At 66.2% G+C, this 12,757-nt stretch carries 10 protein-coding genes; 1 reads left to right on the forward strand and 9 read right to left on the reverse strand.

Features of this window, described 5'->3' with window-relative positions; translation table 11 throughout:
* Positions 1 to 18: 18 nt before the first annotated feature.
* Entirely contained in the window at positions 19 to 966 is a 948-nt protein-coding gene (locus RAD15_RS20505) for a LysR family transcriptional regulator (protein WP_458179960.1), read from the reverse strand.
* A gap of 159 nt (positions 967 to 1,125) precedes the next feature.
* Here RAD15_RS20505 and RAD15_RS20510 point away from each other — a divergent pair, with 159 nt between their 5' ends.
* On the forward strand, positions 1,126 to 2,169 hold the full coding sequence (locus RAD15_RS20510) for a carbon-nitrogen hydrolase family protein (protein ID WP_458179961.1): 1,044 nt from the start codon (positions 1,126 to 1,128) through the stop codon (positions 2,167 to 2,169).
* A 20-nt stretch (positions 2,170 to 2,189) separates the two neighbouring features.
* Here the strand turns inward: RAD15_RS20510 and RAD15_RS20515 are convergent, their stop codons facing one another.
* The 8 genes from RAD15_RS20515 to RAD15_RS20550 all read right to left on the reverse strand — a co-directional run bounded on the left by RAD15_RS20515 (position 2,190) and on the right by RAD15_RS20550 (position 12,755).
* A complete protein-coding gene (locus RAD15_RS20515) occupies positions 2,190 to 3,404 on the reverse strand; it encodes an acyl-CoA dehydrogenase family protein (protein ID WP_458179962.1) in 1,215 nt (404 codons plus the stop codon).
* A gap of 191 nt (positions 3,405 to 3,595) precedes the next feature.
* The gene (locus RAD15_RS20520; protein WP_458179963.1) at positions 3,596 to 4,804 is read right to left on the reverse strand and encodes an ABC transporter substrate-binding protein; all 1,209 of its coding nucleotides are present in this window, start codon (positions 4,802 to 4,804) and stop codon (positions 3,596 to 3,598) included.
* A 189-nt stretch (positions 4,805 to 4,993) separates the two neighbouring features.
* Positions 4,994 to 5,569: an HdeD family acid-resistance protein gene (locus RAD15_RS20525; protein WP_458179964.1), complete on the reverse strand. Its 576-nt coding sequence runs from the start codon at positions 5,567 to 5,569 to the stop codon at positions 4,994 to 4,996.
* A 125-nt stretch (positions 5,570 to 5,694) separates the two neighbouring features.
* Positions 5,695 to 7,218 carry an FAD-dependent oxidoreductase gene (locus RAD15_RS20530; RefSeq protein WP_458179965.1) on the reverse strand — a complete coding sequence of 508 codons (1,524 nt, stop codon included), beginning with the start codon at positions 7,216 to 7,218 and terminating at the stop codon, positions 5,695 to 5,697.
* Positions 7,219 to 7,296: 78 nt separating this feature from the next.
* Positions 7,297 to 8,187 carry an alpha/beta fold hydrolase gene (locus RAD15_RS20535; RefSeq protein ID WP_458179966.1) on the reverse strand — a complete coding sequence of 297 codons (891 nt, stop codon included), beginning with the start codon at positions 8,185 to 8,187 and terminating at the stop codon, positions 7,297 to 7,299.
* 112 nt (positions 8,188 to 8,299) lie between these two features.
* Complete coding sequence (locus tag RAD15_RS20540; protein ID WP_458179967.1) at positions 8,300 to 9,127, reverse strand: metal-dependent phosphohydrolase; 828 nt, start codon at positions 9,125 to 9,127, stop codon at positions 8,300 to 8,302.
* Positions 9,128 to 9,357: 230 nt separating this feature from the next.
* The gene (locus tag RAD15_RS20545) at positions 9,358 to 10,236 is read right to left on the reverse strand and encodes a transglutaminase family protein (RefSeq protein WP_458179968.1); all 879 of its coding nucleotides are present in this window, start codon (positions 10,234 to 10,236) and stop codon (positions 9,358 to 9,360) included.
* The gene (locus tag RAD15_RS20550) at positions 10,233 to 12,755 is read right to left on the reverse strand and encodes a circularly permuted type 2 ATP-grasp protein (protein WP_458179969.1); all 2,523 of its coding nucleotides are present in this window, start codon (positions 12,753 to 12,755) and stop codon (positions 10,233 to 10,235) included. Before RAD15_RS20550 ends, RAD15_RS20545 begins: the two co-directional genes overlap by 4 nt.
* Positions 12,756 to 12,757 lie beyond the last annotated feature (2 nt).

Below are 12,757 nucleotides of genomic sequence, written 5' to 3' on the forward strand. Positions count from 1 at the left end.
TGCCCGCGGCAAAGGGAATTATGGATTTTTGCAATCTGCCGTGCGCGTCTGCGGCATGGCGGCAAGCCCCACCTGCATATCCGGGTCGTTCTTCAGCGTGCTGCGGAGGAACGCGCGGACAGCGCGAATGCGAGGGGCGAACTGAAGATCGCTGTGCACATTCAGCCAAACCTCGCGGCTGGTGGAAGCGAGCCCGGGCAAGACGGGAACGAGGTTCGGCATGCCGGCGATCGCGAAGCTCGGCAACAACACGATGCCGAGACCGCCGGCAGCAGCATTCATCTGCGCGATCATGCTGTTGGAGTGGAAGGCGATGCGAGGCTCCTCGATGACGTCGTCGAGCCAGCGGACCGAATCCACCTGGATCAGGTCCTCGATATAGGACACGAACCAGTGCTTCTGAAGATCGCGCAGGCTTTCAGGCGTGCCGTGATCATCGAGATAGCCACGACTGGCGTAGAGTCCGAGCCCGAACTTTCCGATCCGTTCCGATATCAGCCCCGGCCCGGGAGGTTGGAAGAACGACACGAACAAATCGGCCTCACGCTTGTGGACGTAGACCGTCTGCGCCGAGGTTACGAGCTCGACCGTCAGTTGCGGCATGGCCTTGCGCAGATTGCTGAAGCGTTGCGCCAGGTACAGCGAGGCGATCCCCTCCATCGTCGCAAGCCGGACCGTTCCGGCAAGCCCTTCGGTATCGCCGATGCTGGCCTCCTCATGGATGGCAATCACGGCGCTTTCGACCTTCTCGGCGTGACGCAACAGCCGCTCTCCGATCTCGTTCAGCTTCAGGCCGGTGCGGTGGCGCTCGAACACGGCAACGCCGAGCGATGCTTCCATCTGGGCGATGCGCCGGCTCACCGTGGAATGGTCGAGCCGCAAGCGTTTGGCGGTCTGGCTGAGATTGCCCGCGCGGGCGGCGTGCAGGAAGACGCGCAGGTCATCCCAGTTGAGCGTTTCGAACATTGCGGGCTCCAGCATCTCGTGAATTTACGGGAGGGGTTTGCAATTCCTGTTCCAGTCGCAGCGACCGATCCTCTGCAACCGGGCTTGCGATAATTCCTATGCGCAGGACGGATCAGACAATGATACCGGACCGGTCGATCAGGACGCCAGGAAGATCCCATGCTCCCCCGTTTCAAGGCTGCCGCCGTTCACGCCGCGCCCATCTTTCTCGACCGCAATGCAACCACGGAGAAGGCCATCTCGATCATCCGCGAGGCCGCCAAGGCCGGCGCGGAGCTGATCGCCTTTCCGGAGACTTTCATCCCCGCCTTTCCGGTCTGGGCCGCGCTATGGGCGCCGATCGACAACCATGATTTGTTCGTTCGCATGGCCGAGCAATCGGTCCTGATCGACGGTCCGGAGGTCACGCGGCTGCGCGCTGAAGCGCGAGCGCTGGGGGTCGTTGTCTCGATCGGCATCAGCGAACGCTCTCCGGTCAGCACGGGCGGGCTATGGAATTCGAACCTCCTGATCGGCGACGACGGCGAGATCCTGGTCCATCACCGCAAGCTGGTGCCGACGTTCTACGAAAAGCTGGTGTGGGCGTCGGGTGACGGCGCCGGCCTCAAGGTGGCGGAAGGACGGCTCGGCCGGATCGGATGCCTGATCTGCGGCGAGAACACCAATCCGCTGGCCCGGTTTTCGCTGATGGCCCAGGGCGAGCAGGTGCACATCTCGAGCTGGCCGCCGATGTGGCCGACGCGCAGGCCAAGCGGCGGTGGCAATTTCAACAACGTCGCAGCCAACCGCATCCGCGCCAGCGCGCATTCGTTCGAGGCCAAGGCATTCGGGATCGTGACCGCGGGATACATGGACGCGCCGATGCGCGCGTTCCTGATCGCGCGGGACCCCAAGGTGGCCGAGGTGATCGATCAGACCCCGCGCGCGGCGAGCTTCTTCGTCGATCCGACCGGTGACGTCTTCGGCAACGCACTCCAGGACGAAGAAGGCATCGCCTACGCAGACATCGACCTCAACAAATGCGTCGAACCGAAGCAATTCCACGATGTCGTCGGCTACTACAACCGGTTCGATATTTTCGACCTGTCCGTCGACCGGACCCGCCTTGCTCCGGCGAAATTCCTCGACGAGGCCGCGCGGCCATCGGCTGGCGCCTCGCAGCCATCGGCCGATCACGTCGAAATCGGGAACGGGTTGGGGTAACTGTCTCAACGCGCGGGCCGTCACCCCATCACGCCGCCGCGCTTGATCAGCTCCTTGCCGACCGCGGCCAGATGCACCTGGTCCGGGCCGTCGCCGATGCGGATGAAGCGGGCATAGACATAGGCGCGGGCGAGGAACGTATCCTGCGAGACGCCGGCAGCACCGTGGATCTGGATGGCGCGGTCGATGACGCGCGCGGCCATGCTGGGCACCACGATCTTGGCGGCGGCGATCAGGTCGCGCGCGGCCTTGTTGCCTTCGCGGTCCATCCTGTCGGCGGCTTGCAGCGTGAGCAGGCGCGCCTGCCCGATCTCGCAGAAGGAGTGCGCGATGTCCTCGCGCACCGAGCCCTGCTCGGCGAGCGGCTTGCCGAACGCCGTGCGCGAGACCGCGCGCTGGCACATCAATTCCAGCGCGCGCTGGGCGCAACCGATCAGCCGCATGCAGTGATGGATGCGGCCGGGGCCGAGCCGGCCCTGCGCGATCTCGAAGCCGCGGCCCTCGCCGAGCAGGATGTTCTCCGCGGGCACGCGGACGTTCTCGTAGACGATCTCGGGATGGCCGACCGGGGCGTCGTCATAGCCGTAAGTGAGCATGTCGCGGACGATGCGCACGCCGGACGTATTTCTCGGCACCAGGATCATGGATTGCTGGCGATGGCGGTCGGGATCGTCGGGCGCGGTCTTGCCCATCACGATCAGGATCTCGCAATCCTCGTTCATCGCGCCTGACGTGAACCACTTCCGCCCGTTGACGACGTAGTCGCTGCCGTCGCGCCTGATCTCGCACTGGATGTTGGTGGCATCGCTGGAGGCGACCTGCGGCTCGGTCATCGAGAAACCCGAGCGGATGCGCCCTTCCAGCAGCGGCTTCAGCCAGCGTTCCTGCTGCGCCTTCGTGCCGTAATTGGCCAGCACCTCCATGTTGCCGACATCGGGCGCCGAGCAGTTGAAGACTTCCGGCGCCCAGAGGATGCGACCCATGATCTCCTTCACGGGGGCGTATTCGAGATTGGTGAGGCCCGGACCGTGTTCGCCCGACAGGAACAGGTTCCAGAGCCCCTGCTCGCGCGCCAGCCGCTTCAGGTCCTGCAAGACGGCCGGCGTCCTGTAACGCACCGCTTCCGGCTTGACCTGGTCGTAATAGAGCTCCTCGACCGGCTCCACATGCACCCGCATGAACTGACGAACGCGCTCCTGCAGCTCCAGCGAACGAGCGGAGTGTTGAAAGTCCATGGTGGTCTCCTCTTTCCTTCTCCCCTTGTGGGAGAAGGTGGCGCGAAGCGCCGGATGAGGGGTTGTATCCGCGAGTTCAAATGTCGAGACGACTCGCGGAGAGATACCCCTCACCCGGCTGCGCTTCGCGCATCCCCCCTCTCCCGCAAGGGGAGAGGGTGCAACCGTCTCCGTGGTCGCTATTTCACGCCTCACGTCCCGCGCAAGAGCTCGCTCGCCACGATCCAGTCGTTGCCGTCGAACTGGAGCATATAGCCGTCCTTGATCGGGCGGAAATCCTGCGGCGTGGTGTTGAGGGTGATGCCGGGCATCAGGAGCGACAGCGGCACGTTCTTCAGGTTCGCCGCCTGCGCCATGATGTTCTCGCGCGTCAGATTGTCCTTGCATTGCCTCAGCAGGACGACCAGCGCCTCGGCGACGGTGTAGCCGTAGAGGCCCGCGACGTTGTTGATGTCGGCATTGGGCAGGCGGCGCTTCATGAAGTCGATATAGGCCGACATCGCCGGATCGTCCTTCGGCTGCTCGACAAACGGCTTGAGCGCACCGAGCGACAGCACGCCCTTGCCGGCGTCGAGCCCGGCCGGGACCATCACCGTCGCCTTGTTGGCGCAGCCGGAGGCGAGGAAGCGCGTCGGCTGCCAGCCGACCTCGTGGGCTTTCCGGATCGCCTGCGCGCAGGCGCGCGGCGTCACCGAGTAGATCATGAAGACGTCGGCCTTGGTGTTGGCGAGCGTCAGCACCTGGGAATCGACCGTGGGATCGGCAACCTCGAAACTCGAGGCCATCGCGATCGCCTTGTCGGCATCGGCGCCGAGCGCCTCCCGGACACCGCGCAGATATTCCTTGCCGGCGTCGTCGTTCTGGTAGAGCACCGCAAAGCGCGCATTCGGATTCTTGGCGCGGGCATAGGCGACGTCGATCGCGGCCTCGCTGGTGTAGTTCGGCGCCCAGGGCAACGCCATCGACCAAGGCATGTTCGCGGGGTCGTTCCACTTCGAGGCCGAGCTGATCAAGAAGAGCTGCGGCACCTTGTTGCTGTTGAGATATTTGGCGATCGCCGAGCTCGGCGCGGTGCCCATGGTCGCGAAGATGAAGGCGACGCCGTCGCCTTCGACCAGCCGCCGCGCCGCTTCCATGGTCTTCGGCGGCGAGAACGCATCGTCCAGCGAGAGCAGGTTGAGCTTGCGGCCGCCAATGCCGCCCTTCTCGTTGACCTCGTCGAAATAGGCCAAGATCACCCGGCCGGTGATGCTGAGAGGCGAAGCCGGCCCGCTATAGGGCATGGTGTTGCCGATCTTGATCTCGGTGTCGCTGACGCCGGGACCATAGGATTTTTGCGCGGAGGCAGGCGTGGACAGGGCGGCAGCCAACGCTGCGGCCAGGACCAAAGCGACTTTCATGGTTTCTCCCCGGTGATCATCGTCGGCGCGGGACGAACGCGCGGCGTGCTGCTTTTTTGTCAGCGCGTCAGATCAGCGGAGTTCCGCAAGGCGGTCTTGCGTCGAGTTGCTGATGCGCTCGCACATGAGTCCGTGCTTCACCGCCCCCCAACGGGGAGAGGTGGTCCGAGGTCTACGCGCTCTGTCCGCCTAGCCGCGCCGCTTCAGGCTGAAGCCGAGGCTGATCCAGCCGGCACCCGCCATGATCAGGTCGATGCCGAGGAACAGGCCGAGGATATAGACGCTGTTCACCGGCCAACGCGCCACGATCAACAGCCCGAGCAGCAGCGTGATGACGGCCGACAGCGCCACCCAAACCCAGGGACTCTCGCGCTTCATGCTGAAGGCGAGAAACAGCCGGACGGCGCCCGAGGCGATCAGCGAGGCGCCGAGGAACAGCGTCAGCAGGACGGCCGCAAACAGCGGATTCTCGAAGGTCAGGAAGCCCGCGATCACGTAGAGCACGCCGAGCAGCGCCCAGATCAGGAACTTGCCCCAGCTCTTCATCTGGAACGCGCCGATGATCTCGGTGACGCCGGCGACGATCATCATCGCGCCGACCACGATCACGCTCGCCACCGTCGCCATCACCATGCTGCCGAGCGCGACAAAGCCGGCGATGAGGTAGACGACACCGAGCGCGACGATCCAGCCCCATTTGGCATGAAGCGTCGCAATACCCGAGCCGAGGCTGGAATGATGAGACGTGTCCGAAGCACTGGTCATGACGGCCACTCCTGCTTGCGAAGCCCGGGGGCACGCGCCAGAATAGCACGCACGCCGGGATGACAGCCAGCAGAGCACCCGTACCGGCAGCAACATTGACGCAAATCAAGCTCGAATGCGGCGCATCATCCGCGCGAGCGCTCCATCTCGAGCTCGGCCTTGAGATTGTCGAGATCGCGATAAATTGAAGCGACCGCGAGCACGCGCCCGCCCTTGCGGTACTTCAGCAGGCAGTCCTTGCCGGAAATGCTGCCATCGATGGCGACGTCGTCGAAGCTCTCGGCGTGGCCGACATAGTTGATCGGGACGTCGTAATGCTGGGACCAGAAGAACGGCACGGCGTCGAAGCGTTCGCGCCGGCCGAGCATGTTACGCGCCGCAGTCTGGCCCTGGCGCTCCGCCACCACCCAATGCTCGACGCGGATGGTATGCCGCGAATGCGGATCGGGCCAGCGCGCGATGTCGCCGGCGGCGAAGATGCCGGCGATGCTGGTTTCGAGATATTCAGTCACGCTGACGCCGCGATCGGCGGCAAGGCCCGCCTGCTCGGCCAGCGCAATGCGCGGTCTGACGCCGATGCCGACCACGACCAGGTCCGCCTCGACGACGGCGCCGCTCTTCAGCGTGGCGCGGGTGCCATCGAGCCTCTCCACCGTGTCCTCGAGGTGGAAGTTGACGCCGTTCTCTTCGTGCAGCGCGCGAATGAAGTCGCCCATCTCGGAGCCGAGCACCTTCTGCATCGGCCGCTCCTCCGGCGCAACCACGTGCACATCGAGCTTGCGCGCCCGCAAGGACGCCGCAACTTCCAGGCCGATGAAGCTGGCACCGATCACCAGCGCGCGCTTCGCGCTGCCGGCGGCCTTGATGATGGCGCGGCTGTCGGCGACGGAACGCAAGGTGTGAACGTGCGGCTGCTCCGCACCCGGGATCTGCAGCTTGACGGGCTCGGCGCCGGTCGCGAGCAGCAGCCGGTCGAACGGCAGGCTGTCGCCATTGCCGAGGGTCACGCTGCGGGCCCTCGGATCGATCCCCGCAACATTCGTGTTGAGCCTGAGATCGATGCCGGCGCTCTGATAGTAGTCCTCGCCCCGCAGCGGCAGCCAATCCTCCGGCGCGTTGCCGGCAAGGTAATCCTTGGAGAGATTCGGCCGGTCAACCGGCATCGCGCCGTCATTGCTCAGCATGGTGATGGCACCGGCAAAGCCTTCGCGCCGGAGCGTCTCGGCCGCAGCGAAGCCGGCGGCGCCGCCGCCGACGATGACGAATCTCTCGGGCGCCGGCGCGCTGCGGTGCGACGCCGAGGGCGTCGACGCCTCGCGCTTGCGCTGAACCAGAATCCTGTCCTGGTCCTGCGTGATCTCCCACACCGCCAGCGCATTCAACGCCGGCGGACGGGTAGCCTCGCCCGACCGCAGGGAGAAGCAGGCGTGATGCCAGGGGCAGCGGATGGTGTCGCCGACCACGAGGCCCTCGGCGAGCGGACCGTGATAGTGGCTGCAAGCGGGCTCGATCGCGAAGATTTCGCCGCCGGCCTGCACCAGCAGGACCTCCTCGCTCCCGACATGTCCGAGCAGCTTGCCGTCCTTGAAGTCGGCCAGCGATACACCCTTGGCCAGATCGGGCCCGCTCGGCGTCTTGTCCTCGCCCATGGTCGCCTCCTGACAGCTTGACGCGCAACTCAGGAATTGGACGGCGGGACGCGCGAAAGGTTCCAGCGATTGAGAAAATCAGGACCCGGCTGCGCGCACATCGCACACCGCCTGCGCCCATTCGGCCGGACGCTCCTGCGGCAGATTGTGACCGGCGCCCGCGAACACGCGCCGCTCGAAGAAGCCCTCGAACTTGCGCGCGTGATGCGCGGTGCCGGGATTGACGCCGTCGCTGTCGCCGTCGATCGCGATCGTCGGGACGCGGATCGGAGGCTGCGCGGCGAGCTGCGCCTCGATCGCGGCATAGGCCGGATCGCCCGCGACCAGCGCATAGCGGTGGCGGTAGGAGTGGATCACGACATCGACGAAATCAGGATTGTCGAAGGATGCCGCGCTCATCTCGAACGTCGCATCGTCAAAAGCCCATGTCGGCGACCACATCGCCCAGAGCTGGCGCGCAAAGCCGCGCCGGTTGCGCTCGAGCGCCCGGCGGCCGCGCTCGTTGTGGAAGAGATATTGATACCAGAGCGCGGCCTCTTCCGGCGGCGAGGCCGGCTCCATGGCGCGGGCGATGTTCTGGACGTTGTAGGAATTGCCGGAGACCAGCCCGATCACGCGCTCCGGATACAGCGCGGAGACCACGCAGGCGGCGCGGCCGCCCCAGTCATAGCCGCCGACGACGGCACGCCTGATGCCGAGGGCGTCCATGAAGCCGAGCAGATCTGCGCCGAGCGCCGCCTGTTCGCCGGATCGCAGCGTCTGCGCGAAACGAAATCGCGTCGGCCCGTAGCCGCGCAGCCAGGGCACCAGCACCCGCGCGCCCGCCTCCGCAAGGATCGGCGCGGTCTCGGCATAGGCGCTCACGTCATAGGGAAAGCCGTGGCCCATGATGCAGGGCCAGCCGTCCGGCGCGCCATATTCGAGATAGGCGATGTCGAGGACATCCGTGGTGACGGTTTTTTGTTGCATGGATTGCTCACGGATTTGGGAGGTCGTAGCCCGGATGAGCGAAGCGATATCCGGGGATATGGCGGTACCGGCCCCGGATATCGCTGCGCTCATCCGGGCTACAAGGGTGCCGCTATTTCTGCGGCCCCGACAGCGAGATTTCGCGCTCGGCGCGGAAGACGTTGCTGTAGAGGTTGGCAATCCACTGCCGGCCGATCTCGGTCTTGTTGAGATAGCTGATCTCGGTGTGGATATGCGGGGCGACGCTGTTCCAGTAGAATTGTGGATAGCGGTTCACGATGTCGGCGGGCGAGTCGTAGCCGAGCTGCCGATTCATGCCCACTTCCTCGAACTCGTAGTAGAGCGCGTTGGCCTTGCGCAGATAATTGGGATCGCCGAGCTGGCCGATGAAGTCGGCGGCGCGCAGGATCGAGGCGTCCTCGTCGTAGTCCTGGCCCTCGCGTGCCGGAAAACGCGTCCCCTCGATGGCGCGGGCAATGCGCTTGCTGTCGAGACCGGCGACCGGCTGGAGCCGCTGCTCTACGTAAAGCTTCGACCGATCAACGTGATACATCATGAGACTGGCATCCGATGCACCGCGCGGCAACGAGACCTTGGTCCCGGCCGCATCGATCACGAAGCCGTCCTCGTCATCCTCCTCGAACAGGCCTCGGACATAGCCGATGTCATGGGCGAGGCAGGCGACCAGGATGTGGGTGTAATCCTCCGCCGAGAGGTGCGCATGCAGATGGCGGCCCTGGAGGATCGCCTGGCCCGCCAGCGTCACCAGCATGGTATGCTCGATATTGTGGTAGAGTGCGTCACTGTTGCCAATGCACTCAAGTGCCGTACGCGTCGCCCCCTCTACAATCCTTGCAGAGTCCTCGTCGTACCTGCGACGCATGAACGAGCCCAGCAACTTCTCCAGGGATTCAGCCGCCAGTCTCGGTAACGTCATCATGGATGCAGCCCCGCTAGTCGGTGGTGTCCCACGCCAACTCCCGACGTCTCGCTCTTGTTCTCGACGCGAGGCTAGCATAGCTTATCCTGGGCCGACTGACCAAACTCCGCGACCAGATTAAGAAAAAATGTTGCAGTTGGGCCCCGCGACATCGCGGTTGCGTTAACGGATCGATACACCCTGCGCGCGGGCTGCGCCGGGACGATGAACCGTGGTCACTCCACCAGCGCTCACTCCACCAGCAGCACGTCCACGGCGACGCCGAGCTTCTGCTTCGGCGAGCCCACGATGATGCCGTCGACCGGCGAGACGTCGGAAAAGTCGCGCCCGACCGCGAGCACGATATGGTCATTGGCGACCAGGAGATCGTTGGTCGGGTCGAAATCGACCCAGCCGAGTTCTGCGCCGCACCACAGCGAAACCCAGGCATGGGTGGCGTCGGCGCCCTGCAGGCGTGGCTGGCCCGGCGGCGGAATGGTACGCAGATAGCCGCTGACATAGGCCGCCGGCAGGCCGAGCCCGCGCAGCCCCGCGATCATCACATGGGCAAAATCCTGACAGACGCCGTGGCGCTTGTCGAAGACCTCGTTGAGCGGCGTCGAGATCACGGTCGCCTTGGGGTCATAGCGAAATTCGGTGCGGATGCGATGCATGAGATCGACCGTGCCGGCGAGGATGCCCGCGCCAGGCGCAAAACTCAAAGCCGCATAGGCGCTGACCGGACGCAGCACAGGCACCAGCGGGCTGGCAAAGACATAGCCGACCGGCGAGGCCGGCCCGAGGCTTGTTGCTTCAAACGCGATGTCGCGGATGCTCTCCCAGGACGGGCTGAGGGCGTCGCGCGCCGGCGGCTGACGCGATACGGACACGCGCGATCGCGAGTCGATGCGCAAATTGCGATGCGCGGCCTCGATCACGACGCTCTCGGTCAGCGTGCCGAAGAAATCGCGGCGGACGTTGCGTTCGGCCGGGCGCGGGCGGATCTCGACATTGTGCGAGATCAGCTCCTGGCCATTACCGTTCTTCGGCTCGAGCCGCAGCGTGCAGCGGGCGAAGCTGACCGGACTCTCGTATTCGTAGGTGGTGACGTGACGGATGTCGTAGATCACGCCAGCCCCGTCAGCTTCTCCGGCCGGCTGGCGTTGGGGCCGTGCGGGAAGTAGTGCAGCCCGATCGCCTCGGCGAGGCTGAGCAGATCCTGTTCCAGCGCGAACAGGGTCTTCACCTCGAGCCGCTCGGCCTCCGCGGTCGCAAGCATCGCCTGCATCGCGACCGCAAGGCGCTGCGGCTTCTCGATCAGGCCGTGCTCTTTCAGGCTCGGCAGCGCCGCAATGTGCTCGTTCAGCGTCATCACCTGGAACGCCACCGAACGCGGATTGTAGCTGTCGAGCACGGCGAGGTCGCGCACCGGGGCGAGGATCGGGGCCAGCAGGTAGCGCGAGCGGTAGGTGATCTGGCAATCCACCAGCGTCAGCAGGATGTCGAGATCCTCGTCGCCGGCCTCGTCATAGGCGAACTGGCGGGCAAAGCGCGTGGTGTTGATGGCGCGCTCGGTGCGGCGGCCGATGTCGAGGAAGCGCCAGCCGGCGGCACGGTTCATGTTCTCCTGCGCGAGGCCCGCAAAGCTCGCGAGTTCCTGCAACGTCAGTTCGGCCGCGCTCAGCACGCTGTCGTCGCCCTCAACCTCCCAGGCGAGGCGGTCGGCCATCTCGGTGATGACCTGCCAGGCGTCGGGCGACAGCCGCTCGCGCAAGGAGGTCGCCGTGCGCTGCGCGGCACGCACCAGCGACAAGGCTGAGCCGAAACGCTCCGGGCTCTGCAACGCTTCGGCGACGATGCGCCCGGGCGCCGCACGCGAGGTCTGCGAGATCGCGCCCCAGGCCACCAGCAGGCGCTGGATGCGTTCGGCCGATTGCAGCGAGGCCGCGGTGCCCTTGTTCGGCCCGCTCGGCGAACCCAGCGCGCGCACCAGGCGCAGCGTGGCTTCGGCGCGTTCGAGATAGCGGCCGAGCCAGAACAGATTGTCGGCGGCACGGCTCGGCAGCACACCGGCGATGCGGCGGATGCGGACCTTGTCGGTCGCCGGCAGCAGCGTCGCAGTCGAGACCTGCTTGCCAGAGACGACCCAGACGTCGGCGGCGCGGGCGCCATCGCCCATCGAGACCGCGCGCGCATCCGCCTGCTCGGCGATCCGGCAAAAGCCGCCGGGCATGATGGCCCAGCCGTCGGGCGTGGCGGCAGCAAACACGCGCAGCACGAAGGGCCGCGGGGTGATCTGGCCCTGCTCCCACACCGGCATGGTCGAGAGCCGCACCACCTCCTGGCCGACATAGTCCATGCCGCGCGCGCTGATCGCATCGATCAGGCGTTGACGTCCGGATGCATCGAGCTCGCTCGCGAGCACCGGCCCGCTGCGCTCGAAGCCGGGCACGCCGCGCCGGTAGGCGCCTTCGATCGCGACCTCGTCGAGCCGCGACAGCACCTCGTCGCGCGCGTTGCGCTGACCGCACCACCAGGTCGCGATATGCGGCATCTTCAGCTCTTCGCCGAGCAGGCGGCGGCTGAGGGCCGGCAGGAAGCCGAGCAGCGCCCGCGCCTCCAGGACGCCGGAGCCCGGCATGTTGGCGACGACGACGCCGTCCTTGCGCAGCACGTCGATCAGGCCGGGCACACCCAGCCGCGAGGACGCATCGAGCTCGAGCGGATCGAGCGAATTGGAATCGACGCGGCGCAAGAGCACGTCGAGCCGCTTCAGGCCGGCGACGGTGCGGATATGGATGCGGTTGTCGCTGACCGCGAGATCGTCGCCCTCGACCAGCAGGAAGCCGAGATAGCGCGCCAGCGTCGCATGCTCGAAATAGGTCTCGCTGAAACTGCCGGGCGTGAGTACGCCAATGCGTGGTTCATCACGGTCGGCGCGCGCGCGAAGACTGTCGCGAAACGACTCGAAGAACGGCGCGACGCGCGGCACGTTCATCGACTTGTAGAGATCGGAGAGGGCGCGCGAGAGCACCAGGCGGTTCTCCAGCGCGTAGCCCGCCCCTGACGGCGCCTGCGTGCGGTCGCCGAGCACCCACCAGCGGCCGTCGGGGCCGCGGCCGACATCGGCGGCATAGATCGAGAGATAGCGCCCGCCGGGCGGCGGCATGCCGCAGACGGCGCGGAGATATTCGGGGCTGCCGGCGATCGCGGCCGCCGGCAGCGCGCCTTCCGCGACCAGCCGGCCCTCGCCATAGATGTCGCGCAGCACGAGCTCGAGCAGCTCGGCGCGCTGGGTGATGCCGGCGGACAGCTGCTTCCAGTCGGCCTCGTCGATCAGCAAGGGCAGATGGCTGATCGACCAGGGCCGGTCGGCGCTGTCGCCGGGCGCGCGGTAGGTGACGCCGGCCTCGCGGAGGTGACGGTCGGCCATGCCGAAGCGACGCTCGATCTCGTCGGGCGCCAGTGCACCGAAGGCATCGAAGAAGCGGCTCCAGACCGCGCGCGGGGCGCCGTCGGGCCCCAGGAACTCGTCGGGAATGCCGGGCAGGCGGCTATAGTCGCGGACCCATTGCGCGAGGCGGCGCTGGGCTTCGCGCTGGCCTTGCCCCTTACCTGCCTTGTCCTGTTCGGCTGCGCCCTCGCCCATGC

The sequence above is a fragment of the Bradyrhizobium sp. 14AA genome, from assembly GCF_054185205.1.

Bases quoted from the DNA above. Each gene is read 5' to 3' on its own strand.
- RAD15_RS20505 (WP_458179960.1), bottom strand. From the start codon at position 966: ATGTTCGAAACGCTCAACTGGGATGACCTGCGCGTCTTCCTGCACGCC.
- RAD15_RS20510 (WP_458179961.1), top strand. From the start codon at position 1,126: ATGCTCCCCCGTTTCAAGGCTGCCGCCGTTCACGCCGCGCCCATCTTT.
- RAD15_RS20515 (WP_458179962.1), bottom strand. From the start codon at position 3,404: ATGGACTTTCAACACTCCGCTCGTTCGCTGGAGCTGCAGGAGCGCGTT.
- RAD15_RS20520 (WP_458179963.1), bottom strand. From the start codon at position 4,804: ATGAAAGTCGCTTTGGTCCTGGCCGCAGCGTTGGCTGCCGCCCTGTCC.
- RAD15_RS20525 (WP_458179964.1), bottom strand. From the start codon at position 5,569: ATGACCAGTGCTTCGGACACGTCTCATCATTCCAGCCTCGGCTCGGGT.
- RAD15_RS20530 (WP_458179965.1), bottom strand. From the start codon at position 7,218: ATGGGCGAGGACAAGACGCCGAGCGGGCCCGATCTGGCCAAGGGTGTA.
- RAD15_RS20535 (WP_458179966.1), bottom strand. From the start codon at position 8,187: ATGCAACAAAAAACCGTCACCACGGATGTCCTCGACATCGCCTATCTC.
- RAD15_RS20540 (WP_458179967.1), bottom strand. From the start codon at position 9,127: ATGATGACGTTACCGAGACTGGCGGCTGAATCCCTGGAGAAGTTGCTG.
- RAD15_RS20550 (WP_458179969.1), bottom strand. From the start codon at position 12,755: ATGGGCGAGGGCGCAGCCGAACAGGACAAGGCAGGTAAGGGGCAAGGC.